Origin of the sequence: Polyangium jinanense, assembly GCF_028435265.1 — a bacterium.
GTDB classification, from domain to species: domain Bacteria; phylum Myxococcota_A; class Polyangia; order Polyangiales; family Polyangiaceae; genus Polyangium; species Polyangium jinanense.
Genome location: NZ_JAGTJK010000068.1, coordinates 1 through 26,179, shown reverse-complemented (window position 1 = coordinate 26,179; position 26,179 = coordinate 1). Strand labels below are relative to the sequence as shown.

22 protein-coding genes are annotated in these 26,179 nt (G+C 68.7%); 17 read left to right on the top strand and 5 right to left on the bottom strand.

The window, feature by feature from the left end:
* Positions 1 to 673: 673 nt before the first annotated feature.
* The gene (locus tag KEG38_RS49075; protein WP_272427888.1) at positions 674 to 1,384 is read right to left on the bottom strand and encodes a hypothetical protein; all 711 of its coding nucleotides are present in this window, start codon (positions 1,382 to 1,384) and stop codon (positions 674 to 676) included.
* Between the two features lie 174 nt (positions 1,385 to 1,558).
* Between KEG38_RS49075 and KEG38_RS49070 the strand changes: the two genes are divergently transcribed.
* The 3 genes from KEG38_RS49070 to KEG38_RS49060 all read left to right on the top strand — a co-directional run bounded on the left by KEG38_RS49070 (position 1,559) and on the right by KEG38_RS49060 (position 10,333).
* Positions 1,559 to 2,137: a hypothetical protein gene (locus tag KEG38_RS49070; protein ID WP_272427887.1), complete on the top strand. Its 579-nt coding sequence runs from the start codon at positions 1,559 to 1,561 to the stop codon at positions 2,135 to 2,137.
* A gap of 418 nt (positions 2,138 to 2,555) precedes the next feature.
* Entirely contained in the window at positions 2,556 to 6,404 is a 3,849-nt protein-coding gene (locus tag KEG38_RS49065; protein WP_272427886.1) for a serine/threonine-protein kinase, read from the top strand.
* 83 nt (positions 6,405 to 6,487) lie between these two features.
* Positions 6,488 to 10,333, top strand: coding sequence for a serine/threonine-protein kinase (locus KEG38_RS49060; RefSeq protein WP_272427885.1), 3,846 nt, complete (start codon positions 6,488 to 6,490; stop codon positions 10,331 to 10,333).
* 13 nt (positions 10,334 to 10,346) lie between these two features.
* On the opposite strand, the gene KEG38_RS49055 is transcribed toward KEG38_RS49060, so the two are convergent.
* Entirely contained in the window at positions 10,347 to 10,994 is a 648-nt protein-coding gene (locus tag KEG38_RS49055; protein WP_272427884.1) for a hypothetical protein, read from the bottom strand.
* A 281-nt stretch (positions 10,995 to 11,275) separates the two neighbouring features.
* Positions 11,276 to 11,956 carry a hypothetical protein gene (locus tag KEG38_RS49050; RefSeq protein WP_272427883.1) on the bottom strand — a complete coding sequence of 227 codons (681 nt, stop codon included), beginning with the start codon at positions 11,954 to 11,956 and terminating at the stop codon, positions 11,276 to 11,278.
* A 168-nt stretch (positions 11,957 to 12,124) separates the two neighbouring features.
* Between KEG38_RS49050 and KEG38_RS49045 the strand changes: the two genes are divergently transcribed.
* The 3 genes from KEG38_RS49045 to KEG38_RS49035 are packed head-to-tail and all read left to right on the top strand — an operon-like array spanning position 12,125 to position 14,498.
* Positions 12,125 to 13,324 (top strand): glycoside hydrolase family protein, encoded by a 1,200-nt coding sequence (locus KEG38_RS49045; protein WP_272427882.1) that lies wholly within the window; start codon positions 12,125 to 12,127, stop codon positions 13,322 to 13,324.
* Between the two features lie 39 nt (positions 13,325 to 13,363).
* Positions 13,364 to 14,038, top strand: coding sequence for a tRNA-uridine aminocarboxypropyltransferase (locus KEG38_RS49040; protein ID WP_272427881.1), 675 nt, complete (start codon positions 13,364 to 13,366; stop codon positions 14,036 to 14,038).
* A 55-nt stretch (positions 14,039 to 14,093) separates the two neighbouring features.
* Positions 14,094 to 14,498 carry a nuclear transport factor 2 family protein gene (locus KEG38_RS49035; protein ID WP_272427880.1) on the top strand — a complete coding sequence of 135 codons (405 nt, stop codon included), beginning with the start codon at positions 14,094 to 14,096 and terminating at the stop codon, positions 14,496 to 14,498.
* Positions 14,499 to 14,511: 13 nt separating this feature from the next.
* On the opposite strand, the gene KEG38_RS49030 is transcribed toward KEG38_RS49035, so the two are convergent.
* Together KEG38_RS49030 and KEG38_RS49025 are read right to left on the bottom strand one after the other, a co-directional pair.
* Positions 14,512 to 16,257 (bottom strand): hypothetical protein, encoded by a 1,746-nt coding sequence (locus tag KEG38_RS49030; protein ID WP_272427879.1) that lies wholly within the window; start codon positions 16,255 to 16,257, stop codon positions 14,512 to 14,514.
* A 49-nt stretch (positions 16,258 to 16,306) separates the two neighbouring features.
* Positions 16,307 to 17,626: a cytochrome P450 gene (locus KEG38_RS49025; RefSeq protein ID WP_272427878.1), complete on the bottom strand. Its 1,320-nt coding sequence runs from the start codon at positions 17,624 to 17,626 to the stop codon at positions 16,307 to 16,309.
* Positions 17,627 to 17,632: 6 nt separating this feature from the next.
* Here KEG38_RS49025 and KEG38_RS49020 point away from each other — a divergent pair, with 6 nt between their 5' ends.
* From KEG38_RS49020 to KEG38_RS48970, 11 genes are all read left to right on the top strand, one after another.
* The gene (locus KEG38_RS49020; protein ID WP_272427877.1) at positions 17,633 to 18,160 is read left to right on the top strand and encodes a protein-tyrosine phosphatase family protein; all 528 of its coding nucleotides are present in this window, start codon (positions 17,633 to 17,635) and stop codon (positions 18,158 to 18,160) included.
* Between the two features lie 52 nt (positions 18,161 to 18,212).
* Positions 18,213 to 18,725: an endonuclease V gene (locus KEG38_RS49015; RefSeq protein ID WP_272427876.1), complete on the top strand. Its 513-nt coding sequence runs from the start codon at positions 18,213 to 18,215 to the stop codon at positions 18,723 to 18,725.
* On the top strand, positions 18,722 to 19,501 hold the full coding sequence (locus tag KEG38_RS49010; RefSeq protein WP_272427875.1) for a hypothetical protein: 780 nt from the start codon (positions 18,722 to 18,724) through the stop codon (positions 19,499 to 19,501). The genes KEG38_RS49015 and KEG38_RS49010 overlap by 4 nt, the downstream gene beginning before the upstream one ends.
* Before the next feature lie 758 nt (positions 19,502 to 20,259).
* Positions 20,260 to 21,174 (top strand): alpha/beta hydrolase family protein, encoded by a 915-nt coding sequence (locus KEG38_RS49005; RefSeq protein WP_272427874.1) that lies wholly within the window; start codon positions 20,260 to 20,262, stop codon positions 21,172 to 21,174.
* A gap of 55 nt (positions 21,175 to 21,229) precedes the next feature.
* Complete coding sequence (locus KEG38_RS49000; protein ID WP_272427873.1) at positions 21,230 to 22,993, top strand: monovalent cation:proton antiporter-2 (CPA2) family protein; 1,764 nt, start codon at positions 21,230 to 21,232, stop codon at positions 22,991 to 22,993.
* Positions 22,994 to 23,027: 34 nt separating this feature from the next.
* The gene (locus tag KEG38_RS48995; protein WP_272427872.1) at positions 23,028 to 23,414 is read left to right on the top strand and encodes a hypothetical protein; all 387 of its coding nucleotides are present in this window, start codon (positions 23,028 to 23,030) and stop codon (positions 23,412 to 23,414) included.
* 45 nt (positions 23,415 to 23,459) lie between these two features.
* Positions 23,460 to 24,248, top strand: coding sequence for a HipA family kinase (locus KEG38_RS48990; RefSeq protein ID WP_272427871.1), 789 nt, complete (start codon positions 23,460 to 23,462; stop codon positions 24,246 to 24,248).
* 10 nt (positions 24,249 to 24,258) lie between these two features.
* Positions 24,259 to 24,624, top strand: coding sequence for a DUF3037 domain-containing protein (locus KEG38_RS48985; RefSeq protein WP_308215666.1), 366 nt, complete (start codon positions 24,259 to 24,261; stop codon positions 24,622 to 24,624).
* Between the two features lie 81 nt (positions 24,625 to 24,705).
* Complete coding sequence (locus tag KEG38_RS48980) at positions 24,706 to 25,101, top strand: hypothetical protein (protein WP_272427869.1); 396 nt, start codon at positions 24,706 to 24,708, stop codon at positions 25,099 to 25,101.
* A 217-nt stretch (positions 25,102 to 25,318) separates the two neighbouring features.
* Positions 25,319 to 25,714 carry a hypothetical protein gene (locus KEG38_RS48975; RefSeq protein ID WP_272427868.1) on the top strand — a complete coding sequence of 132 codons (396 nt, stop codon included), beginning with the start codon at positions 25,319 to 25,321 and terminating at the stop codon, positions 25,712 to 25,714.
* A gap of 12 nt (positions 25,715 to 25,726) precedes the next feature.
* A complete protein-coding gene (locus tag KEG38_RS48970; RefSeq protein WP_272427867.1) occupies positions 25,727 to 26,083 on the top strand; it encodes a hypothetical protein in 357 nt (118 codons plus the stop codon).
* Positions 26,084 to 26,179: the final 96 nt, after the last annotated feature.

Sequence of the window (26,179 nt, the reverse complement as noted above, 5' to 3'; positions counted from 1 at the left end):
TCAACGAGGCCGAGGCCGTCGCGCTGGGGCGTTGCCCCAGACCCCAGCAGGGGCTATCCGCCCCTGCACCCGGACCAGCGCAAGCGCTGGACCCGGGGTCGATGAACTGCGCGATGCGCAGTTCATCGAACAGGTCGAGGCAAGACCAAGGGCGACCTTGCCAAGCGAGACGGCTTCGACCGGCAACGCGGTCCCTGGTCTTGCCACCGGCCTGTGGGAAGAACTGCGCATCGCGCAGTTCTTCCCCAAAGGTCCAGGGCTTGCCCTGGTTCGGGTCGAGGGGCGAATAGCCCCCGCGGGGCCCGGGGCAGCGCCCCGGCGCGGCGTGTGATGCTGGCAAATCGCGCCTCGACCGGCTGATGCCGCGTTTGGGCGTGCGCGAATCACGCTCCGGGGCTTCGATGCGACGTTTGGAGACGTCCGAACACCCGCGGGAGCCGTCGTGCGGGGGGTCGGGGATGCCCGAGCGACGCCCAGGAGGGCCGTCGCGCTGCTCGGAGCTGCCCGAACGCTTGCGGGGATGCCCTTGCGCGTGTTTGGAGGTGGAGGAATGCTGCGGCGGGGGGTTGGGGGGAGGTTTGGAGGGGTCGGAGGAGCGGGCTGGGGCTTCGAGGCGCCGTTTGGGGGGGGCCGAAGGCGACGTCGAGCCTTCTGGCGGCGAGTTTTTGCTGTCTTAGCCCTCTTCGCCTGCGCTGCCGCTCCCCTTGGGGCCCTTTTTGGTGCGCTCGCGCCGGAGGAAGAACGACTCGACGAGCCTGCGTTGCCCTGGGAATGCTGCGCGCAGGGTGCCGTAGGCCTTCTCCAGCGCTGCCCGGACGCCGAGTCGCCCCTGGATCTCGGCGTCGCCGGCCCGGTTCTCCGCTGCCTCGGCGAGGTCGAGCGCGTCGCGGGCGGCCATGCTCTTTTTGATCGCCTGGTGGAGGGAAGCACGCGCTGCGGCCTTGCCCTGGAAGTCGTCGAGGCCGTCGAGTCGATCCAGGATTCGCTGCGCGAGATCCGGCTCCTCGCGGATCTTCGATTCGGTGATCTCGCTGGCCGTGCCCTCTTGAAAGACCTGCTTGTAAAGAGGGTTCCCGTGGCTCCGCATTGCGGGGCCATTCAGGATCGCGTCGCTCACGCCCATGATGCGCATGTCGAGGATGGCGTCACGAATGCCATAACGAGCCCGGAGCTTCGTCGCGGCGCGTTGCGCGGCCCGCCACGTGACGACGGCGCTGCCGAGCACGTCCGCAGCCTGCGCCACGATTGCGCCCGCCTCGACGATGGCCGCGCGCTGGGACTCCGTCAGGGTCTCGGCGTCGGACCATCCCTCGACCGCACCTTGAAAATGGTCGGTGATCTTCTCGTATCCCTCGCTCGATGCGTTCACGTCGGGCAATTGCATTTCGTGGTCCCTCTTCCGCAGGCGCGATGGCGCGAAGCGTGTTTCTGGGCAGAGTACGGTCGGTCACGTTCGGGCGTCAAGGATGGAGGCGGAAGCGAGAGCACAAGCGGATGCGCGAAGCAGCTCCTCGTTGACATCCGCGCCTGCTCCGGAGACGCTCTTTCGTGAGGCGACATGCGAATCCGGGGACCCTTTCTGGCATCCATCCTGACGGCTCTCGCCGTCGCCACATCTGCCTCCGCCGCGGAGGCGGCCCCGCCCTCCTACGTCGTCTTGCCCGCCGAGCAGCCCCGCAAGGTCTGGTACGGCTGGCAAACGCTGACGATCGCCGGCGCATCCCTCGGCGTGGGGACCGTTCCGGCGGTGTTCTTCGGCGTGCACGTGTATGCCTGGCCGCCTGCGCTCACCGGCATGGTGCTGAGCGGGCCCATCGTGCACTGGAAACACGGGCGGGTCGGCCGGGGCTTCGCGGTGCTCGGGATGAACCTCGGAATCACGGGGACGGCCCTCGGCCTCTCCCTGCCCGTCGGGTGCATCTTCGAGAAATGCGACGGCTTTTACTTTCAGTACATGCTGGCCATGAGCTACGTGGGCGCCGCGATCGGCGTGGGCATCGACGCAGCCTTCCTCTCGACATACGAGCCCCCGGAGCCGCACACGGCCCGACGGGCCACGAGCATGGTGGAATCGCTCGTGCCGGTGATCGACGTGCGCCCCGGTCACACGGTGTTCGGGGTGGCAGGCGCATTCTGAGTCGCAACGTAGCGCCGGGGTTTCACCCCGGACCCCGACCAGGGGTTGTCCACCCCTGGACCCGGGGCCTGCGCAAGCGCTGGACCCGGGGTCGATGAACTGCGCGATGCGCAGTTCATCGAACAGGTCGTGGCAAGACCAGCGGGCGACCTTGCCAGTCAAAACCGCAGCGCTCGTGGTCTTGCCCCGGGTCCGTCCGAGAAACCGCGCATCGCGCGGTTTCTCGGCCCTCGGTCCAGGCCGTGCCTGGTCCGGGGTGCAGGGGGCGGACAGCCCCCTGCTGGGGTGCGGGGCAACGCCCCGCGCCCGCGCTGGTGATCCGAGCCAGGTCGTCGCCACGTTCCTGCAGTTCCCTGCCACCGCCTCCTCGTATGCCGTCCCCCGCGTATCGCCTTAGGTTTCTCCGCACAGGGAACGCATGCAGGCGGGGGACGTCATCGACGATCGATTCGTCATCGAGCGGGTCGCCGGCTCGGGGGGAATGGGCTCGGTTTTTCGAGCGCACGACCGCCGGTCCGGCGGGCCCGTGGCCGTCAAGGTACTCCATGACCGCGAGCCGCGCGATATCGCGCGTTTCGATATGGAGGCGCATGTGCTCGCAGGGCTCGATCATCCGGGCATCGTCCGGTACGTCACGCACGGCGTCACCAGCGCGGGCGAGCCCTTCCTCGTTATGGAATGGCTCGCGGGCGAGGATCTCGGCGCACGGCTCGCGCGCGGGAGGCTCACGATCGAGGAAAGCGTCGCCGTCATCAGCGCGGCGGCCTCGGCCCTCGCGACGGCGCATGCGCGTGGCGTGGTGCACCGCGATATCAAGCCGAGCAATGTCTTTCTCGTGGATGGCGCGTTGGATCGGGTGAAATTGCTCGATTTTGGTCTCGCGCGTTTGCCGCTTTCGCCACGATTCACGCGGACGGGCGTGGTGCTGGGGACGCCGAGCTACATGGCGCCCGAGCAGGCGCGTGGGGCGCCGTCGCTCGACGCACGCGTCGATGTGTTCGCGCTCGGCGCCGTGCTGTTCGAGTGCTTGACCGGGCAGCCCGCATTCCAAGGCGAGCACGTCATGGCCGTCCTGGCGAAGGTCCTGCTCGAGGATCCACCGCCGGTGCGAAAGCTTCGGCCCGAGGTGTCGGTGCGGCTCGAAGCGCTGGTCGCGTGTATGCTCGCAAAGGATCCGGCCGATCGGCTCGTCGATGCGGGCGAGGTCGCGGAGGGGCTTGCCTGTCTCGAAGCGCGTGATGCTGGGTCGTGGCTCTCCGAGGTGCCGCCCGCCGAGGCCCTGACGAGGAGCGAGCAGCGATTGCTGAGTATCGTCGCCGTGGGCGCGCCGGCCGAAGACATCGACGCCGAGCACACGAGCGCGCGCCGAGAGGCGCTGGAATCGGCCGCGGAGCCATTTGGCGCACGTGTCGAATGGCTGGCGGATGGCTCGATGCTGGCGGTTTTCATGAATGCAGCGAGTGCCTCCGATGCTGCGGCGCGCGCCGCGCGTTGTGCCCTCGGGCTGCGCCCGCGCGCCCCGGACGCGCCCATCGCGATTGCCACCGGCCTCGGCGAACTCGACGAGCGACTCCCGGTCGGACAGGTCCTCGATCGGTCCGCCGCGCTCCTGCGCGCGGCGGGGCGCTGGGTGCTCGTGGACGAGGTGACTGAGGGCCTGCTCGACGCGCGCCTCGTGGCGGTGCGTGGGCCGGGCGGGATCGAGCTCCACCGCGAGGAGGAAATCAGCAGGGCGGCACGCACGCTGCTCGGCAAACCGAGCCCGTTCGTGGGGCGCGGACGCGAACTGCGCATTCTGCTCGACCTGCTCGACGAAGCCATCGGCGAGAGCATTGCGCGCGCCGTGCTCGTGACCGGGCCGCCCGGAATCGGAAAGTCTCGTCTTCGCCAGGAGTTCGTTCGCGAAGTCGGACAGCGTCATCCAGCAGTCGAGGTGTGGGTCGGGCGCGGCGATGCGATGAGCAAAGGGGCAGCGTTTTCCCTCGTTGGCTCGGCGCTGCGTCATGCGTTCGTGGTGGGGGGTCACGAGCCGATCGAGGAAAGAAGGCGCAAGCTCACCGAGCGGGTCGCGCGCTACGTGGCCGAGGCCGAGGTCCGCCACGTGGCGGGGTTTCTCGGCGAAATGACGGGCACGCCCTTCCCCGACGAAGGCAGCGCGAAGCTCCGCGCCGCGCGCCTCGATGCACGGCTCATGGCCGATCAAATTCAAAACGCCTTCCGGCAGTTCATGGCCGCCGCGTGTGGCGCGCATCCGGTCTTGCTCGTCCTCGAGGATCTGCACTGGGGCGATCTTCCCTCGGTGAAGCTCGTCGACGCGGCGCTGCGGGATCTCGCTTTCGGGCCGCTGGTCGTTGCAGCCTTCAGCCGTCCCGAGGTGCACGACATTTTCCCGAAGGTATGGGCCGAGCGTGGGTTGTCCGAGATTCGTCTCGGGGAGCTGACCTCACGTGCCGCCGAGGAGCTTGCCCGAAGTGCGCTCGGAAATACGACGGAACCTCGGACGATCGCGCAGATCGTCAAGCGCGCCGCGGGTCATCCATTTTTCCTGGAGGAGCTGATCCGAGCGGTGGCCGAGGGCCGCGGAGAGCAATTGCCGGAGACGGTGCTGGCCATGGTCGAGGCACGCCTCGCCGCCCTCCCCGCAGGCGCGCGGCGCGTGCTGCGAGCTGCCAGCGTATTCGGAGATGTCTTCTGGTGCGGCGGCGTGGAGCACCTGCTCGGCGGCGGGGACGAGGCGCTCGGTGCGCACGATTGGCTCGACACGCTGGCCGCGCGCGAAGTCGTGCAGCGTAGCGAAACGAGCAGGTTTCCAGGCGAAACGCAGTATTCGTTCAGGCATTCGCTCTTGCGGGAGGGCGCTCATGCGATGCTGACGGAGCCCGACCGCGCTCTTGGGCATCGGCTCGCGGCGGAGTGGCTCGTGCAACGTGGCGAGGGAGACCCGTTGCGCCTGGCCGAGCATTTCGAGCGCGGAAAGAGCCTGGAGCGCGCGGCGGAGTGGTATCTCGCGGCGGCGAGGCAGATGCTCCAGGGGATGGATCTGCGTGCGGCCATTGCCTGCGCAGAGCGCGGCCTCGGCTGCGGCGCCTCGGGCGAGCTTCGTGCATCGCTTTTGTTCGTCCGCAGCGAGGCGTACGGGTGGCGAGGGGACTGGGTCTCGTTTGCGTTGGGCATGGAGGAGAGCCTGCGCTTGGTCACGCCGCGCACGCCGCTCTGGAGCACGGCCATGGCGTGGAAGCTCGCGAGCGCGCCTGCGCTCGCAGGGGGCGGCGTGCACCGGGAAGACGTGCTTTCGCTCGTCGACCTGGAGCCGGACCCGGAGAGCGCGCGGCCGATCATGCATGCCCTCGGTCTCGCGTGGGAGACTTTGATTCAGCAAGGCAGGCGTGACCTCGCCGAGCTCTGCGCGGCGCGTATGGAGCAGCTCGGCAGCACGCTTGCGGCGCACGATCCCGTGGTTCGGGGCAGGCTGTACGAGGCTCGAAGCGTGACGCTTTACTTCGAGGGGGATGTCTGGGGAACCCTGGGGGCAGCAAGAGCCGCCCTGGCGAGCTACGAGGAGGCCGGTGAACGGCAGCACCTGCTCTGGGCTCGCCTGTTTGTCGCCGTGGGCTACTTGTGCCTCGGGGCGTATGCGCGCGCGGACCAGGAAGCGCGCAACGTGCTCCAGAGGGGCGAGGAGACAACCACGTATGGGGTATGGGCGAAGTGGATCTGGGCCTGTGCGCTCGTGGGTCTGGGAAACCTGGAGGAAGCGCGCACAGAGCTCCTGGGCCTCTTCGACTTCGAGTACGCGCGCAGCCATCCCTATTTGCTGGGCGTCGCCCGAGCGACGCTGGCCTCCCTCCTTCTGGGCTCCGGGGATCTCGACGCGGCGGAGCGCGAGGCGCGCGCGGCTGCCGAGGTTTTCTCGGGCACCACGCCCTGGCGCGCGGCGGCGGAGGCGAGGCTCGCGGCGATCCTCCTTCGGCAGCAGCGCGCGGACGAGGCACTACGCCTCACGGAGGACGTGGCCGCGCGGCGCGACGCGGGCGGCGGCGGCAGCGGACCCTATGAGATGTCCCTGCGCCTCACCCACGCCGAGGCGCTCGATGCGACGGGCCATCACGCCCGCGCGCGGACCGTGCTGCTCGAAGCACGTGATCTTTTGCTGTCGCGCGCGGCCAAGATCGAGGACGCCGAGCTCTGCCGGAGCTACCTCGAGAATATCCCCGAGAACGCGCGCATCCTCGCCATGGCTGCGGCCTGGGAGCGGGACGCCGCTTAGCTTTGGGACTGCGAAGGAATGCAAGCGCCTCTTCGTATGCCATCTCCCGCGCGTCGCCTTAGGTTCCTCCGCACGAGGGGCGCATGCAGGCGGGGGACGTCATCGACGATCGATTCGTGATCGAGCGGGTCACCGGCTCGGGGGGAATGGGCTCGGTCTTCCGGGCGCACGACCGCCTGTCCGGTGGGCCGGTGGCCGTCAAGGTGCTCCATGACCGGGAGCCCCACGATATCGCGCGGTTCGATATGGAGGCGCGTGTGCTCGCAGGGCTCGATCATCCGGGCATCGTCCGGTACGTCACGCACGGCGTCACCAGCGCGGGCGAGCCCTTCCTCGCGATGGAATGGCTTGCAGGCGAGGACCTCGGAGAGAGGCTCGCGCGCGGGCGGCTCACGGTCGAGGAAAGCGTCGCCGTCATCAGCGCAGCGGCCTCGGCGCTCGCGACGGCGCATGCGCGTGGCGTGGTGCACCGCGATATCAAGCCGAGCAATGTCTTTCTCGTGGATGGCGCGTTGGGTCGGGTGAAATTGCTCGATTTTGGCCTCGCGCGCATGCCGCTTTCGCCACGGTTCACGCGGACGGGCGTGGTGCTCGGGACGCCGAGCTACATGGCGCCCGAGCAGGCGCGTGGCTCGGCGTCGCTCGACGCGCGTGTCGATGTATTCGCGCTCGGCGCTGTGCTGTTCGAGTGCTTGACCGGGCAGCCCGCATTCCAGGGTGAACACGTCATGGCCATCCTGGCGAAGGTTTTGCTGGAAGATCCTCCGCCATTGCGAAAACTCCGGCCCGAGGTGTCGGTGCGACTCGAAGCGCTGGTCGCGTGCATACTCGCGAAGGATCCGGCCGATCGGCTCGCGGATGCGGGGGAGGTCGCGGAGGCGCTCGCCTGTCTCGATGCGCGTGATGCTTGGTCGTGGCTCTCCGAGGTGCCGCCCGCCGAGGCCCTGACGAGGAGCGAGCAGCGATTGCTGTGTATCGTCGCCGTGGGCCCGCCGGCCGGAGACGTCGACGCCGAGCACACGAGCGCGTACCAAGAGGTTCTGGAATCGGCTGCCGAGCGGTTTGGCGCACGGATCGAATGGCTGGCGGACGGCTCGACGCTGGTGGTCTTCATGAATGCAACGAGCGCCTCGGATGCTGCCGCGCGCGCCGCTCAGTGCGCCCTCTGGCTGCGCCCGCGCGTCCCGGACGCGCCCATCGCGATGGCCACCGGCCTCGGCGAGGTCGCGGAGGCTTTGCCCGTCGGACAGGTCCTCGATCGGGCCGCCGCGCTCCTGCGCGCGGCCGGGCGCTGGGTGCTCGTCGACGAGGTGACCGCGGGGCTCTTCGACGCGCGGCTCGTGGTGGTGCGTGGGCCGGGCGGGATCGAGCTCCACCGCGAGGAGGAGGTCAGCGCGGCGGCGCGTACGCTGCTCGGCAAACCGAGCCCGTTCGTGGGGCGCGGACGAGAGCTGCGCGCCCTCCTCGACTTGCTCGACGAATCCGTCGGCGAGGGCGTCGCGCGCGCGGTGCTCGTGACTGGGCCGCCCGGAATCGGAAAATCACGCCTTCGCCAGGAGTTCGTCCGCGCGGCCTTACAGCATCATCCCGCGGTCGACGTGTGGATAGGGCGCGGAGATGCGATGAGCAAAGGGTCGGCATTTTCCCTCGTTGGCTCGGCCCTGCGTTATGCGTTCGCGGTCGCCGGCCACGAACCCATCGAGGAGCGAAGGCGCAAGCTTACCGAGCGGGTCGCGCGCCATGTGGCCGAGGCCGAGGTGCGCCACGTGGCGGGGTTTCTCGGCGAAATGACGGGCACGTCCTTTCCCGATGCCGACAGCGCAAGGCTTCGCGCCGCGCGCCTCGATGCGCGGCTCATGGCCGATCAGATTCAATCCTCCTTCCGGCAATTCATGGCCGCCGCGTGTGGCGCGCATCCGGTCTTGCTCGTCCTCGAGGATCTGCACTGGGGCGATCTCCCCTCGGTGAAACTCGTCGACGCGGCGCTGCGGGATCTCGCAGGCAAGCCGCTCGTCGTGGCAGCGTTCGGTCGGCCCGACGTGCACGACGTTTTCCCGAAGGTATGGGCCGAGCGGGGGTTGTCCGAGATTCGTCTGGGAGAGCTGACCCCGCGGGCCGCCGAGGAGCTCGCTCGGAGCGCGCTCGGGGACGCCGTCGATCCTCGGACGATTGCGCAGATCGTCAAGCGCGCCGGGGGGCATCCGTTTTTCCTGGAAGAGCTGATCCGGGCGGTGGCCGAGGGGCATGGAGAGCAATTGCCGGAGACCGTGCTGGCGATGGTCGAGGCGCGCCTCGCCGCCCTCCCAGCAGGCGCAAGGCGCGTGCTGCGCGCGGCCAGCGTATTCGGGGAGGTGTTCTGGTGCGGCGGCGTGGAGCACCTCCTCGGCGGTGGAGACGAGGCGCTCGGCGCGCACGATTGGCTCGACATGCTGGCCACACGCGAGGTGTTGCAGCGCAGCGAGACGAGCAGGTTTCCTGGTGAGGAGCAGTATTCGTTTCGGCATTCGCTTTTGCGGGAGGGCGCGTATGCGATGCTGACGGAGCCCGACCGCACGCTTGGGCATCGGCTCGCCGGGGAGTGGTTCCTGCAATGGGGCGAGGGAGACGCGATGCGCCTGGCCGAGCATTTCGAGCGGGGAAAGAGTCCAGAGCGCGCGGCGGCGTGGTATCTCGCGGCGGCGAGGCAGATGCTCCAGGCCAATGACCTGCACGGAGCGATTGCCTGCGCCGAGCGTGGCGTCGGCTGCGGCGCGTCCGGGAAGCTGCGTACGGAACTCTTGCTCGCCCGGGGCGAAGTCCGCGGGTGGATCGGGGACTGGGCGCTCGTCCTGCCGGACATGGACGAGGCCCTGCGCGGGCTGACGAAAGGCGAGCCGTTCTGGTACACCGCAAAGGCATCCAAGGTCATGAACGCCACGCTGCGCGACGGGGCCAGCGCGGTCTCCGACGACGTGCTGGCCGAATTCGATGTGGATCCGAGCCCGGAGAGCGCGAGGCATTTCGTATACGCTCTCGGGCTTCTCTATCAGGCCCTGATGCAGCTCGGTAAGCGCGACCTGGCCGAGCGCTGCATGGCGCGGATGGAGCAGACGGGCAGCCGGATCGCGGAGAACGATCCCTTGATCCGGGGCAAGCTGCAGGAAATGCGGAGCGTGAAGTTCCTCCACGAGGGTCATTTCTGGGCGAGCCTCACGGCCGCCAAGGCCTGCCTGGAGAGCTACGAGCAAGCCGGCGATCGGCGGCATCTGGCGTGGGGCCGCTTGAGCATCGATGCGTCGTACATGCACCTCGGGGCGTACGCGCGCGTGGAGGAGGACCTGCGCGCCTTGCCTCGGGGCGACGATGATCCCGCCGTATATGCAGTCTGGGGAAGGTGCCTGCTCGCCTGTACGCTCGCGGAACGCGGGGCTCTGGACGAGGCACGCCGGCTGGCAGAGAACGTCCGGGACTCCGAGTACGCGCGCAGCAACCTCTATCTGCTAGGCCTCCTCCGAGCGATGCTGGCCCCCATCCTCCTGCGCTCCGGTGAGCTGGACGCGGCGGAGCGAGAGGCGCGCGTGGCCATCGAGATCCTCTCGGGCGCCCCACTTTGGCACTCCGCGGCGATGGCGACGCTCGCGGCCGTCCTCCTCGGGCAGCAGCGCACGGACGAGGCATTGCGCCTCATCGAGGACGCGGCCGCGCAGCACGACGCGTGCGGCGGGGGGGGACCTCAGAAAATGGCCCTGCGCCTCACCCACGCCGAGGCGCTGCACGCAACGGGGAATCACGCCCGCGCGCGGACCGTGCTGCTCGAGGCCCGCGACCTCTTGCTTTCGCGCGCGACGGAGATCGAGGACCCCGAGCTGCGTCGGAGCTTCCTCGAGAATGTCTCCGTAAACGCGCGCATCCTCGCCCTCGCTGCCGCCTGGGAGCAAGACGCCGCTTGACCTCGGAAAACGTTCAAAGCAAGTCGCGCGTCCAGCCGACGGTGACGAGCGCCCCGAATCGATCGGTCCCGACGGTATGGGTGGACGTCGCTTCACGGCTATTGCCGTCGAGCCAGTCCACTTCCTGGTAATGCGTGGTCACCGTCGTGCGAACGAGATCCCCTTCATAGAGCCCCATCATCCCGACCTCGACGTGATTCGGACCGCGGCCGAAGACATAACTCGCGCCCACGCGCGCACCCGCGAAAGCCGTGGTCCCGTCGGCCCCCGGATCGGGGCTCAAGATGCGCGCCCCCACGTTCTGATAGGCGTGGAGCCCCAATGCGCCACACGCGGTGAGGCGCAAGCCGAAGGGCGCGCGCCACGCGAGCCCTGCCGTCGCCCCGAAACCGGCGTACTGGCTCATGAACTCGGTGCCTCCCTCGCCAAACCCGCCGACCTCGAACAACCCCAGCCGATACTGCGCGTGGATCCCCACCGTGGCGCCACGCTCGTAGGCCGAGAACACGCCCGCATAGCCGCCCACCCTGACGTCGCTCGGCGGCACCTTGCCCGCCTGGGCCGCGTCCGCGCTCACCGAATCCTGCGCGGCGGCGGGCGCGGCGCAAAGAAGGAGAGCAGCGCTGAGACCAAAGCACCTTTTCGACAATCTCGTTTTCACGGTAAGCTCCTCGTTCGCGCCTTGGCCCAGGCAATCCACGTGCCCACGGCGTCTGCGAAGCGTGGGTGGCGAGCGAGGAAGAGGGTGCGAAGCGAGCTACCGCGCGTGATGTCGTGCGCGATACCCTCGGAAGGGCGTGCTGTGGTGGCTGAGGCACGCTTCTGCGACGACGCATTCCGAGTGCGTGCCGCCAGACGAATACACGGTGAGAACCGAGCGCGACACGAGGAGCACGGACCGTATCCCTGCGGGCACGGTTCCTGGCGTTGCTGCGATGCGAGCTACTTCTTCGCCTTGCCCGCGGGCGGGATCACCGTCGCGAGCGCCTTCTTGGCGTCGGCCTCGGTGCCCTTCTCCAGCGCGATCGCGAGGATCACGTCGGCCGGCTCGTCCGCGATGACGCCGATCGCGGCTCCCTTGAACTCGTCGAGCCCGTGCTCCTTCGCCGCGTCGCCGTCGATGAGCGAGCGCGGCGTGAGGTTCGCGATGTTCGACTTTTCGGGCTTTTTCGTGGGACGTACCAGACGCACGCGCGCCTTCTTGGCGCCGTTCGCGACTTCGAACGTGTGCGCCTCGTACACGCCCTCGACGAAGTAGCTGTTCGTGCCGTCGACCGTCTTCCACGGGCTCGCCTTGAAGGCCTCGCGCAGATCCGGTTGCTCGATCTCGCTCAGGCTCTTGCCAGCGATCTGATACGTCGAGGCCGGCTTGGTGAGCGGCGCGACGACGTCGGCCGCGGGCTTCGGGGCTTCGGCGGCGGCCGGCTTGGCGCTCGGCTCCGCGTCGGCCGCCGGGGCGGGCGCGGCCGCGGGGGCGGGCTCCGGGGCGGGCGCCGGGGCGGGCGCGGCCGCCGGCGCATCCGCAGGCGTCTCGGGAGCAGGGGTCGTGCCTCCGCCGCAAGCGGCGCCGAGGACGATGGTGGCGAGGAGGAACGAGGAGTAGACCGTCTTGGAGAGGTTCATCGCGGCGGGGCTCTACTACAGAGCGCTCGTGCGGTACAGGGTCTCCGTAAGGCGCCTCGGCAAGGCCTTTCCCCCCGGGATTCGCGCCTTCCTCAGGGAACACTTGACGGCGGCCGCTCGCGTCCGGTGTCGTGCCGCCAAACAACTTCCGTGTAAAATCGCCCCCCGATGCCCGACGCACGCCCCCACCTCGGCGACGCCCACAACTTCGGTCGCCGCGTCACCCGCAAGGGCGGCCGCATCTGGAAGCCCCGCACGGTCTTCTGGGAGTGGCTCCTGCTCGCGGCGGACAGTCCGCTCCGGCGCTTCCTCTCCGAGACCGCCGAGCGAGACGGGCTCGGCGCCGAGGCGTTCGGCTTTCTCCCCGACCTGAAGTTCTCCTCCCCACGCGCCCGCGACGGCGGCGAGGTGGAGGCCGTCACGCTGGAGCCGCTGCCCCTACCCTCGCCCGAGCAGAGGCGCGAGCTCGCGCGGATCGTGGGCCGCTCGCTCGCGCTCTGGAGCTTTCTCGGGGTCGCCGACCTGCACTGGGAAAACCTCGTGCTCGGCGTCGATTCGCGGGGAAAGGTGGTGTTCGCGCCGCTCGACATCGAGATGATCCTCGCCGATCTGTCGCTCCCGACCGAGACGAAGCTCTTGCCGGACGCCGATCCCGAATACGCCGCGATCTGCCGTCACGCCGCCGGCGTTCGGCGCGTGCTGCCGTATCTCGGTAAGCCCGTCGACCCGGCCGATCTGGTTGCCATGGCGAGCGCCTACCGCGGCACGCTCATCTTCCTCGAGCGCCACGCTCGCAAGATCGCCGACGTGTTCGCGAGCCTGCCCGAGCTCGGGGAGATGCCCATTCGGGTTTGCCTGCGCGGGACCGACGAATACGTCCGCGCCCGCTCGGACGCGTCGTCGTTATGGCCGCCGCTGCTCGACGCGGAGACGGAGCAGCTCGCCCGCGGCGACATTCCCTACTTCTTCCAGCTCTACGGGCGGCGCGGCATTCACTGGTTCGGCAATCAGGAGCTTTCCCGGCTCGAAAGGCTTCCGCTCGAAGGCGACGTCCCGCAGCTCGATCCGGTCCTCCAGGTCTCGCGCGGCTTTCGCTCGCCCTCCCGCGCGAAGCTCCGCGAGGACGGGCTCTTCACGGTGCTCGGCGCCTTCGACCACGGCTCCTTCGCCGGCAAGCACGAGGCCGACGGGCTCGCGGTCACCTTTCGGAAACGCGCGCTCGTCGTGCACCTGGCCGACGGCGAGGAGCTCGAATCCCGGCGCAACCTGAGCGCGTTCGTCGGGAGCGTCTATCTGCCCTGTCGTTGCGGGGAGGTGCTCTCGGTGTTCGTCCCCGAGGTCACAGCGTGCGAAGCCCAGACGCGCTGACGGCGATCCCCTGCCCCTTCGACGTGGTAACGTGACGCCGTGCTCCCCGCCTGTGACACCTGCCGCCGCCCGACCGTTGCCTGCGTGTGTGATCGGATCGTCTCGTACCCGACGGACCGCCGCGTGCTCATCTTGCAGCACCCGCAGGAGCAGGACGCGCTGCTCGGCTCGGCGCAGATCCTGATCGCGAGCTTGCCGAAGGCCGAGCTCGTCGTAGGCCTGAGCTGGCGCAACCTGGGGCACGCGCTCGGCGAGGAGGACGTCGACCCGCGCAAGTGGGCGGTCCTCTTCCCCGACAGCGAAGCGCAGAGCGACGTCACCACGAGGCGCGGCGCGCCCCTCGATCCGAAGGAGCTCGAGGGGATCATCGTGCTCGACGGGACGTGGTCGAAGGCGAAGACCCTGTGGTGGCGCAATCCCTGGTTGAACAAGCTGAACCGCATGAACCTGCGGCCGACGAAGCCCTCGATCTACGGCCGGCTGCGCGCCGAGCCGCGGCGCGAGTACGTCTCGACGCTCGAATCCGTGGCGACCGCGCTCACGCTCTGCGGGGAGAAGCCGGAGATCGCCGTGGGCCTCGAGCGTGTCTTTCGCACGCTGGTGCAGCGCGTCCGTGACGCGAACATCCCGTCGGAAGAACGAAAACTGCCGCGGCGGACACGTCCCCCGCGAAGGCCGGAGGCGCCGGCGGGGCCGAAGGCGCCGAAGGAGTGAAGGGCGCGGCGGCACGGGTCTGGATGGCCCTGCCCTTCGACCCTACGTCGTGCGCATGAACGAAGCGCAGCACGTTTCGCCCGCCGTGGATCTCGCCCTCGCCTTCGTGAAGACGGTCCAGGCCGGCGGGGACATCCAGGGGCTCGTGACCGACGACGTCGAGGAGGAGGAGCTGCCGAACCGGATCTTCGCCGCGGGCGCGCGGCGCGATCTTCCGGCGATGCGGGCGGGGGTCGAGCGGGGCAAGACGATCTTCGCGGAGCAGCGGTACCGGGTGCTGCGCGCGTTCGGCGACGCGACGCAGGCCGTGCTGGAGCTCGAGTGGACGGGCGTCCTCGCGATGCAGCTCGGCTCACTCGCGCAGGGCGCGACGATGCGCGCGGCGTGCGCGTTTTTCTTTGATACGCGGGATGGAAAGATCGCACGCGTCCGCCATTACGACGCGTTCGATCCGTTCTGAAGGGCGAACCCGCTCAGGGCGTGAAGATGCCCGTGTACGTCTGCGCGACCGCGAGCGTCCCGGCCGAGGGCTGGAAGGGTTTTTCGAAGGGATCGCCGACGAGCGCGGAGACTTGGACGTGATAGTACCGGCCGGCCTGGAGCACGCCCGCCGGGATCACGAAGGACGTCTCCGTCGTCTTGGCCACGAGAACGCTCGTCCGCGGGGAGAGGTACCCCATGGGGTTCGTGACGTCGTCGAGCAAGACGACCACGACCCTGTAATGGTGCGGGGTCCCGGTCGCCGGCGGATCCCACGTGACGGTGGGCGTCATGCCGATCGCGGTCGTCGGCTGAGCGACGGGCAGGGTCTTCCCGTCGAGCTTCACGTTGCGGGGCAGGCCGAAGAGCGGTGTGAACGGTTTGTCGACCGCATCGGAGAGCGGCCTGCTGAGGACGAAGTAGCCGTTCAGCCGCTCCGTCGTGCCCTCGATCGGGTGCTGCACCCGCGAGTTGAAGTTGAACGTCATTCTCGCATGCGGTGTGCCGTGCGTGTAGGGATTGCCGTACGAGAACGTCCCCGCATAATCGCCCGGCATGGCGAGCTTCGTCGTGAGGTTGCAGCCATTCGGGCAGGCGACGGGGTCGCACGTGCCGCCGCCGCCGCTGGGGAAGCAGGCCGGATCCACGGGGACCTCCTGGCTCGTCACGAGCATCGAGACGAGCTCCGGGATGTTGCCATAGATGGCGATGTCCCCGCCCGGCTCCTGGTGGATCCCCAGCGAGACGGAGGCGGACTGCGGCGTCGCCGGGCCGTTTTGCTCGAGCTCCGCGAGGAACGCGTTTCCCTTGTAATCGATGTCGAACGTGGATTGCGCGAGCGGCTGGAAGGTGCCCGTGATCGACGCGGGCTGTCCGTCCTTCATGGTGACGGAGCTCGTCGAGAAGGAGGCGCGGGCCGAGAGGACATGCGCGGTGGACCAGGGAATGTCGTAATTCGCGGCATTGGGCACGAGGCTGTCCACGAGGTGCGTGACCTGGAGGATGTCGCCCTTCGTGGCGTCGACGAGCGGCCGCACGTCGCCATCGCGGCTCGCCGGGTACGCGGAGATGAGCCACGGGAACGCGTAATTCGAAAAGGCCGTCCCGCCCTCGCCCGGCATTCCAGGCACGGACGCGTCGGGGCTGATGAGCGCGTCGGCGTCGGCGTTGTACGAATAAAACTCGAGCCCATCCACGTGGGTGTCCTGCTGCCAGTTCGCGAGCCCGTCCGCCGTGATCGCGGCGTCGAACTCCTGCTGGCCGCCCACGACATCGGGGCGCCCCGCGAAGATGCGGCCGATGTCGACGGTCCGGGCCTCGAGCCGGAAGAGCTCGAGCCGGGGCCAGCCGTTCATCGAGCCCGCGGGAGGCGGGACCGTGAATGCGAGCCAGTACGGGCCCTCGGGCACCCCGGGGATCTCGAATCGTTTTCCATCCGCCGAGAGCGCGCCGGGGAACGTTTGGGATGCGCCGTCCAGGAGGATCCGCGCCTCGACCGACGTGTAGATCCCGAGATCCCGGATCTTCGTGACCTCCCCATTTTCGGTCCGGTAGGTATCCGTCAGCTCGAGGACCACGCCATCGAAGGCACCGCCCCCGCCGCCGGTTCCGCCGACGCCGCCGCTCCCGCCCTCCCCAGCGGTTCCGCCGCTCCCCCCGCTCCCGCCGCCGCCGCCGCAGCCGGAGGCCCACAGAACACCCATCCCGAGCAAGCCAATCCATCGAAGAGAAGTACGCATGGACACATGGGAGCACCAAGCGTCTTCGGGCGTCAAGCTCGGAGCATGTTCAGGAAAGGCGCTCCTCGACAATCATCCGCACGCCGTGCCTCGGTCCCGCATTGGCGGCGCGCACGGCGCCGTTATCGGGTTTGAGCGACGCGAGCCGCAATTTGTGACGCCGGAGCAGCGTCCCGAGCACGAGCTTCATCTCGTAACCCGCCATGGCCGCGCCCAGGCAGCGCCGCGCGCCGCCGCCGTACGGCAGGAATTCGAACGGCGAGTATTGGCGGTCGAGGAATCGCTCGGGCGAAAACCGCTGCGGATCGGGATAAACGTCTTCGCGGAAATGGGCGACCGAGATCGCCGCGACCACGCCCGTGCCGGCCGGCAGGTTGTAGCCGCCGACATCCAGGGGCCGGAGGAGCTTGCGGGGCGCGGGCGCGGGCGCGAGCGGGTAGCGGCGGAGCGTCTCGTTGCACACGGCCTCGAGATACGGGAGTTTTCCGAGGTTTTCCGGTTCGGGAGCGGGCCCGAGGGACGAAAGCTCGTCGCGGAGGCGCCCGAGCACGGCGGCGTTTTCGGGCCGGTGGAGCGCGTAGAGGGCCCAGGCGATGGCGATCGCCGTCGTCTCGTGCCCGGCGAACACCAGGAGAATGAGCTGATCGCGGATTTCGTCGTCGTCCATCGGCTGCCCGTCCTCGGTGCGCGCAGCGAGCAAGAGGCTCAGGATGTCCTCGCGTGGCCCCGTGGCGCGGCCTTTCGCGATGAGCTCGTCGAGCGCGGCGTGAAGGCGGCGGCGGCGCTCGATGAAGCGTGCGTAGGGGCCGATGCCCCCGAATTCGCGGCGCAGCGCGGGGAAGAGGGCGAGGAGCGGCGAGATGCCATTGGTAATTTCGAGCAGGAGCTTGGCCAGCGCCTGCATGCCGGCGCGCTCGGTGACGCCGAAGACGACCTGCAGGATGACGTCGAGCGAGAGCTCCTGCAGGACGTCGGACATCGTGACGGTTTGTCCGATCTGGAAGCCCGCGGCGCGCTCCTCGGTGAGCCGCACCATCTGCTCGCCATAGGCGCGCATGCGGGCTCCGTGGAACGGGGGCATCATGAGCTTGCGCGCTCGCCTGTGGTTGGTCCCGCTTGCGAGGATGAGCGAGCGGGGGCCGACGAAGACGCCGAGGTCCTGGTTGAGGGGCTCGAACGTGTCCGGATCGGCCGTGTAGACGGCCTTGATGCCCGCGGGATCGCCGGTCATGACGAGCGGGGGATCGCCCGGGAAGGTGAACGTTCCGCCGTATTTCTGCGTGATCGGCTTCATGCAGCCGATGGGATCCCGCATGTATCGAACGAGGCTCGTGATGCTGGTGCGCGGCCCAGGCGGTAGGTTCCCCATCGCGTCATGATGCCAAGTTCGCAGCGGCACCACAACGCAAACTTACCTGCGGGGCACGAGGCTGGTAAACTGCCGGCCGGCATGGTTCTCCGCGATTACCAGTGGGTCACGAGCTCCCTTGCGGTCGGCAGCGCCGTCGCCAAGCAAGACCAGGTCTCGGCGCTCGTCGCCGACGGGGTCAGCCACGTGCTCGATTGCAGGGGGGGAGAGTCGGCGAAGGCGCTCTACGTGGGGACCGGCATCGTCTACAAGCACGCCCCAGCGCTCGACGACGGAAAACCCAAGCCCGACGAGTGGTTCTTCCAGGGAATCGATTTCGTCCTCGGGGCGCTGCGGTGGCCGAGAGCGAAGGCGCTCGTCCATTGCAAGTTCGGCATGTCGCGCGCCCCGTCGATGATGTTCGCGATCCTCGTCGCGCAAGGCATCTCCGGGGACGAGGCGGAGGCGCGTATCCAGAACGCGCGGCCGGCCGCGAAGGTGACGTACCGCAAGGACGCCGAGCGCGCCGGCCGGCGATGGTGGATCCGGCATTGAAGGGCCGAGGATCCGCCCCGCGGCCCTGAAAACCGAGCTACCCTTCGGCACCATGCTCGCCTGCGTCGACGTCGCCTACGCTCCCGACGACACCTTCGCCGTCGCCGCCGGCCTGCTCTTTCACCGCTGGGACGACGCGGCCGCCGCGAAGGAGCTCACCGCCCGCATCGACGAAGTCGCGCCCTACGAACCCGGCGCCTTCTACCGGCGCGAGCTCCCCCCGCTCCTCGGCTTGCTGGGAAAGGTCGACCCGCTGCCCGAGGTCGTCGTCGTGGACGGCTACGTGTGGCTCTCGGCCGACGGGCGGCCGGGGCTCGGGGCGCGGCTCTTCGAGGCGTTCGGTGGGCGGGTCGTGGTCGTCGGCGTGGCGAAGACCGCGTTCCACGGCGACGCGCCGGCCGCCCAGGTAAAGCGTGGCAAGAGTGAAAAACCGCTCCACGTCACGGCCGCGGGCGCGACGCCGGACGAGGCGGCGGCGTGGATCCGATCGATGCACGGCCCGCACCGGCTCCCCACCCTGCTCGCCCGTGTCGACAGGCTCTGCCGGGATGCATTGATGCGATGAAAAAAGACGACCCCCGCATCCGCCTCGTGTTGCGCCTCGTCACGGCCGTCTTGATCGTCGCCCTCTTCTTGTTCGAGGGGAACATGCTCATCGGCCCGATCACCCGGGTTTTCCCCCGCGAATGCGCGGCCGTGACGCCTTCGCCGCCGCAAGTGGACACCACGCTCTTGCCCGCGCACGTGGTCGGCCAGGAAAACCTCTGCAACCGCGTATCCGACGGCCATTGCGAGCGCGTCGCCTTTGGGGACCGGGTCTCGGGCGCTTGCAAGAACGGCGGTATGATCGGGGACTGGACGGTGAAGGACGCGGCGACCGGGGCCCTGCGTTGGTCGGGGCAATACGAGGGGGGCTGGGCGAACGGTGACTTCCGCGTCTGCAAGGATCCCACGCATTGCGACAGCTTCCGCATCAAGGACCTGCACCTCGACGGCCCGTCGGTCACGTGGGAGCGCGACGGCGACCGATGGATCGAGCTCTCCGGCCGGTACGAGCGCGGCCGGGGCGTCGGGCGATGGGTGCGCCGCATCGACGGCAAAGGCGCGGTCCGCTCGGCGCTGGTCTTCGACGAGCAGGGCCTCGACGCAAAAGAATTTTTCTATTGCACGAACGGGAACCTGAAAGAGCGCCGCGGGCAACGCACGATCGTCTTCGACGCTGAAAATCGTCGAATCGCGGAGCGGGGCCCCGAGGGGCCGCTGCGGATCCTCGACGCCGCGGGAAATGTGGTCCGGGACGCGCGTCCCGACGAAGAAACGACGCTCTGTCCCCTGCCCTGAGCTGCACGCCCATCGAGGAGCGCTTCGCCGGGGCGCCGCCCCGGACCCCGCGGGGGCTGTCCGCCCCTCGACCCGGACCAGGCACGGCCTGGACCGAGGGTGGAAGAACTGCGCTCCGCGCAGTTCTTCCAACGGGCCCGTTGAACCGTGTCGCCCGTCGAGACGTCAGCACTGCTGTCTTGATTGGCGAGATCGTCGCCAGTCTCGACCGGGCCTGTGCGATGAACTGCGCATCGCGCAGTTCATCGTCCTGGGTCCAGCCCCTGGCTGGTCCGGGTGCAGGGGCGGACAGCCCCTGCTGGGGCCTGGGGCAACGCCCCAGCGCGGCGGCGTCGACCCGACACAGCTCGGGACCTTCGCGAACGGAGCGCAACATCGACCGGGAGGTCCCGGGACCTTCGCGCACGGAGCGCAACATCGATCCGGGAGGTCCCGGGACCTTCGCGAACGGAGCGCACCATCGATCCGGGAAGCCCCGGGATCTGCGCGAACGGGTTCCCACACCGATCCGGGAAGCCCCGGGGCCTGCGGGAACGGGGTCGAAGACCGATGACGGAGGTCGCGGGACCTGCCCGCGCGGCGTAGAGGGGGTGAAAGCTGCGATGAACTGCGCACCGCGCAGTTCATCGACCCCGGGTCCAGCCCCTGGCTGGTCCGGGTGCAGGGGCGGACAGCCCCTGCTGGGGCCTGGGGCAACGCCCCAGCGCAGCGGCGTCAACATGAGACCAATGCTCAGCCGTTCTGATACAAGGGGCACGATGCGCCCGCGCGCCGATCGCCACGCTCCCCTCCGCCGCCTCGGCCTCGTGGTTTCCCTTGCGCTGCTCGCCGCCTGCGCCGGCCCCGAGACCGGCAAATCCCCGGAGCCTGCGTCCTCGTCTGGCGGCGGCGCGCCGACCGGGCCCTTGCGCCACGCGTACGGCCCTGATCCCTCTCAATTCGGGGAGCTGCGTGTCCCGCAAGGCGAAGGCCCGCACCCCGTGATGGTGATCCTTCACGGCGGCTGCTGGGCCGATGGGTATCGCAAGGACCTCATGGACGGCATGAGCGAATCACTCACCAAAGCAGGGTTCGCCACCTGGAACGTCGAATACCGCCGCCTTGGCAGCGGTGGGTATCCGGTCACGCTCACCGATGTCGGCCTCGCCGTGGACACGCTCCGTGATCTCGCCCCGACGCACCACCTCGACACGACGAAGGTCTTCACGGTTGGCCATTCCGCCGGCGGGCAGCTCGCCGTCTGGGTCGCCGCCCGGGCACGCCTCGCCGCTGGAAATCCCCTCCGCGGCGTGAATCCCCTCCCCGTCGCTGGCGCCGTCTCCCTCGCAGGCGTCCTCGATCTCGCCGAAGCTCTCGACCTCGGCGTCTGCGGCACCGCGGCGGCAAACCTCCTCGGGGGCAGCCCGACCGAGGTCCCCGCGCGGTACGCCGAGGCTTCTCCGCGCGCTCTCTTGCCGATCGGCGTACGACAGATCCTCGTCCACGGGAGCGACGACGCCATCGTTCCCCTCGTGATGAGCACCCATTACCTCGACGCCGCGAAGGCGGCCGGCGAGAAGGACATCACGCTGAAGGTGATCGACGGCGGCGACCATTTCGACATGATCGAGCCGTCGTCGACGAAATGGGCCGAGGTCTCGCAGGCGATCGTCGGGATCGGGGCGCTTCCCTGATGGTCGCGGCAGAGTTTTTCCGTCACGCTCATCTCCTCTCTTCGATTCCCGCGCAATGCTGACACAATCCGCCATCTTCCTCGTCGCGGCCGTCGTGGCCGTCTCCGTCTTCCGGCGCATCGGCCTCGGTACCGTGCTCGGTTACCTCGCCGCCGGCGCGTTGATCGGCCCCTCGGGCCTGCGCCTGATCCAGGATGTCGACCAGATCCTCCACACCGCCGAGCTCGGCGTCGTCTTCCTCCTGTTCCTCATCGGGCTCGAGCTCCAGCCGAGCCGCCTCTGGAGCATGCGGGGCACCGTGTTTGGCCTCGGCGGCGCCCAGGTCGGGGTCACGACCGCGGCGATCACGCTGCTCGGCCTCGCCCTCGGCGCGCCCTTCCCCGCGGCCGTCGTCGCTGGCGTCGGCGTCTCCATGTCCTCGACGGCCATCGCCACGCAGATCCTCGGCGAGAAAAACGAGCTCGGCGCGCCGCACGGCCGCACCGGGTTCGGCATCCTGCTCTTCCAGGACGTCGCGGCCATTCCCGTCCTCGCGCTCGTCCCTCTGCTCGGCGCGGGGCCCTCGGCCTCGACCGGCAGTCCGCTCACGCACGGCCTCGTCATCGTGGCCGTGATCGCGGGCCTCGTCATCTCCGGCCGCTACCTCCTGCGCCCGGCGTTCCGTTTCATCGCCGAGGCCCAGAGCCACGAGCTCTCCACCGCCACCGCGCTCCTCGTCGTCCTCGGCACCGCGCTCATCATGGCGAGCGTCGGGCTCTCGATGGCGCTCGGCGCGTTCATCGCCGGCGTGCTGCTCGCCGACTCGGAGTACCGGCACGAGCTCGAAGCCGACATCGAGCCCTTCAAGGGCCTGCTCCTCGGCCTGTTTTTCATGGCCGTCGGCATGTCCGCGAACCTGCGCCTGATCAAAGACCGCCCGCTTCTCGTGATTGGCCTCGTCGTCGGGCTCGTGCTCGTGAAGATGGCCGTCCTCTACGGGCTCGGCGTCGCGGCGAAGCTCAGCCGGCGCTCGGCGGCGAGCCTCGGCGTGTCGATCTCGCAGGGCGGCGAATTTGCGTTCGTCATCTTCGGCGTGGCCCGCGGCGCCAAGGTCATGAAGCCCGAGACCGTGGAGCTACTCATCGTCGTCGTCACCCTCTCCATGGCCGTGACGCCGCTCCTCTTCCTCGCCCGCGACGGCATCACGAAGCGCCTCGCTGCCGCGGATCGCCGCTCCTTCGACAAGATTTACGACGAGGGCAGCAGCGTCATCATCGCGGGGTTCGGCCGGTTCGGGCAGATCGTCGGCCGCATCCTGCGGCTCAAGCGCATCCCGTTCACCGCGCTCGACGCGAGCCCCACGCACGTCGATTTCGTCCGCCGGTACGGAAACGAAATCTATTACGGCGACGCTTCCCGCGTGGATCTCCTCCGCGCGGCGGGCGCGGAGCGCGCGCGGCTCATCGTGCTCGCGATCGACGACATGGACGCCTCGATGCGTACCCTTCACGTCGTGCAGTCGCATTTCCCGCACCTCAGGATCGTCGCGCGCGCCCGCAATCGGCAACATGCGTACGCGCTGCTCGGCGCGGGCGTCACGAACATCATTCGGGAAACCTTCGCCGGGAGCCTCGAGGCGGCCATGATCACGCTCGAGGAGCTCGGCCTGCCCTCGGACGACGCGCGCGAGACGGTGCGCATGTTCGCCGAATACGACGAGGCGCAGATCCGCAAGGTGTTCGTCCATCGCCACGACGAGAAGGCGCTCGTCGAGTCGGCGAAGCAGTATGGCGCGGAGCTCGAGCGAATCTTTGAGGAGGACGCCGCGCACCGGAGCTAGACCGCGGGCTTGCCGATGTGCGATATCGGAGTCCATGCGCACGTTTCTATTTCTCCTCCCGATCCTCGGTACCCTCGCGTGTGGGGACCTCCTCGATCAGGCGCCGCTCGGCACGAGGCAGGCCCGCTGTGACCTCCGGCCCGACCGGCCGCAGTGTACCGACATCCGCAACTTCAAGGGCCCCTCGCTCCTCACGTTCGAGGGCGTCTGTGAGACGCTCAAGGCCGCGACGAAGAGTGGCTCCTACGAGGAGGGCGCGGTCTGCGACATGACCGACGCCTGGGGCGGCTGCCAGTCGAGCAACATCGACGGCCACCTGCAGACGAACTGGTTCTACAAGAGCGACGACAAGTACCCGGACGAGGCCGCAGCGAAGGCAGAGTGCGAGAGCGGCGACACCTGGGTGCCGCCCGCGGACTGAAAGTTTCTTCGCCTTGCAGCGGGGGGCTTCTAGACTGCGCCGCGCATGCTACGCACCGTCAACGCTGTCCGGTACGTCACCCCGCTGCGCGAGGGAGGGTCGGTGCCCGCGCTCGTCGAGGCCGACGACGACGGGCTTTACGTCGTCAAGCTTCGCGGCGCGGCCCAGGGGCCCTTGGCGCTCATTGCCGAGCTCGTCGCGGGCGAGCTCGCGCGCGCCGCGGGGCTCTCCGTCCCCGAGCTCGTGCTCATCACGCTCGACTCCGCGCTCGGCCGCGCCGAGCCGCACCGCGAGATCAGCGACCTGCTCGACGCGAGCGTGGGCCTGAACCTCGCGCTCGATTACCTGCCCGGCAGCGTCACCTTCGACCCCGTCGCGGGCCCGACGCCGGATCCCGCGTATGCCTCCCGCGTCGTGCTCTTCGACTCGTTCGTCACGAACGTCGACCGCACTCCGAAAAACCCGAACCTCCTCACCTGGCACCGCGGGATCTGGCTCATCGATCACGGCGCGTCCCTGTATTTCCACCACGGCTGGGGCCCCGCGGATCCGCTCACCGAGAGCCAGGATCCGTTCACGTTCGTACGAAAACACGTCCTTTTGCCGTGGGCGACCGCGCTCGCCGAGGCCGCGGCGCACCTCCGGGCCGCGTGGTCCGAGGCGTTCGTCACGCGGATCGCGCAGGCGATCCCGGACGAATTCCTCACGGACGACATGGGATTCGCTTCCCCCGACGCCCACCGCGCGGCTTATGGCGCGTGGCTCTCCGCGCGGCTCGCCGCGCTCCCCTTGATCCTCTCGGAGGCCGAGCGTGCGCGCGAAGAGCTCGTTTGAGTACGCCATCGTGCGTATCGTCCCTCGCGTCGAGCGGGGCGAATGCATGAATGCGGGGGTCCTTCTTCATTGCTCTGCGCACGATTACCTCGGCGCGCGGATCGAGCTCGACGAGGCGCGGCTCCTCGCGCTTGCGCCGGACGTGGATCTCGAATCCGTGCGCCGCCACCTCGCGGCGATCCCGCGCGTCTGCGAGGGCGGGCCCGACGCCGGGCCGATCGGGCTCCTCTCGCGGAAAGAGCGTTTTTCGTGGCTCGTCGCCACGCGCAGCACGATGATCCAGACCTCGGAGGTGCACGTGGGCCTGTGCGACGCGCCGGATCTGGTGCTCGATCGGTTGCTCGACAAGCTCGTCCGCGTGCCGCGTTCGCGCTGACGGAGATCCCGGTACGGCAGTGCCCGCGTCGGCGTTGCGACGCTCTGCCTCGATCCGTCTTACTCGCCGAAGGAGCCAAGAATGGGACAACGAAGCTTGCTTTTTGCGGGTCTTGGCCTCGTCGTGGTCCTCGCGACGGGGTGTGGGTCCGACGTCGAGGGGCTATGCGAGGCGCAGGAGGCGTGTATCGGCGGCAATGACGCCGACATCGACGCCTGCATCGCGTCGTACGAGGGCCAACGCGACACCGCGTACGGAATCGGCTGCGGCGAGGAGTTCGACACGTTGGTCCATTGTACCAAGCCCCTGCTTTCGTGCTCGATCCAGCCCACGGGGGAGCCGTGCAACTCGAACGCCGATTGCAGTGGAGACGACCTTTGCAGCAATGGGCAATGCATGGGGGAGTCCTACGGCATCCCCGCGAGCCAGGTGGACACGTGCGCAGTCGAGCAGACCGCATATTCACGCTGCGACTGAGGAGGTAGGAGCATGATTCAAACGATTCTCGTGAATGCCGCCCGCCTCATGGGCCCGTCGCGTTCTGAGTGAGCGCTCGCCAAAATGGTCACTCGAGTGTCCAGTTTTCGATAGGGGGGGTGGTCATTCGAGTTTCCATCGTTGGGACTGTGCCCTCCCCGACGGAAATTGCGTTCCTTTGGCTTCGAAACGTCTATACTCGACGAAGGAGCCAAGAATGGTACAAAAAAACTTGCTTTTCGCGGGTCTTGGCCTCGTCGTGGCCTTCGCGACGGGGTGCGCGCCCGACATCGCGGGGATATGCGAGCGGCAGGAGGCGTGTTACGGCGGTAACGAGGCCGACATCGACGCCTGCATCGCGACGTACGAGGGGCAACGCGACACCGCGTACGGAATCGGCTGCGGCGAGGAGTTCGACACGATCGTCGCCTGCACGGATCCCTTGCTGGAGTGTTCGAGCCAGTCCACCGGGGAGATGTGCATGTCGAACGCCGACTGCAACGGCGGCACCGTTTGCAGCAATGGCCAATGCACGGGAAAGTCCTTCGGCGTCCGCGGGGCCGACGCGGACACGTGCGAAGCCGAGCAAAGCGCGTATTCACGCTGTGACTGAGGAGGTAGGAGCATGATTCGAACGATCCTCGTGAATGCCGGCCTCCTTCTGGGCCTCGCCGCCGCTTCGTCCGGGTGTTCCCGGGCGCAGGCCGTCTGCGACATCATCTGCGAGTGCGAGCACTGCAGCGACGAGAGAGAAGTCCAGACGTGCGAGCAACTCGCGACGCAGGAAGACGTGGCGGACGCCTACGATTGCGGCGACGCCTGGACGACCTACACACTCTGCGTCGAGGAGAAGGGCACGTGCGACGAAAAGGAGGCCCAATTCTCGACGGTGCAGAACAACAACGACCTGTGCGACGCCGATCGGAACGCCCTCCAGTCGTGCATCGACGCGGCCTCTGCGCACGGCGGCGTCCGGTTCTGAGAGGGTGTTCCACAGGGATGCGCGGGGCTTTGCCCCGCACCCCAGAAGGGGGCTGTCCGCCCCCTTCACCCCGGACCAGCGCAAGCGCTGGACTCG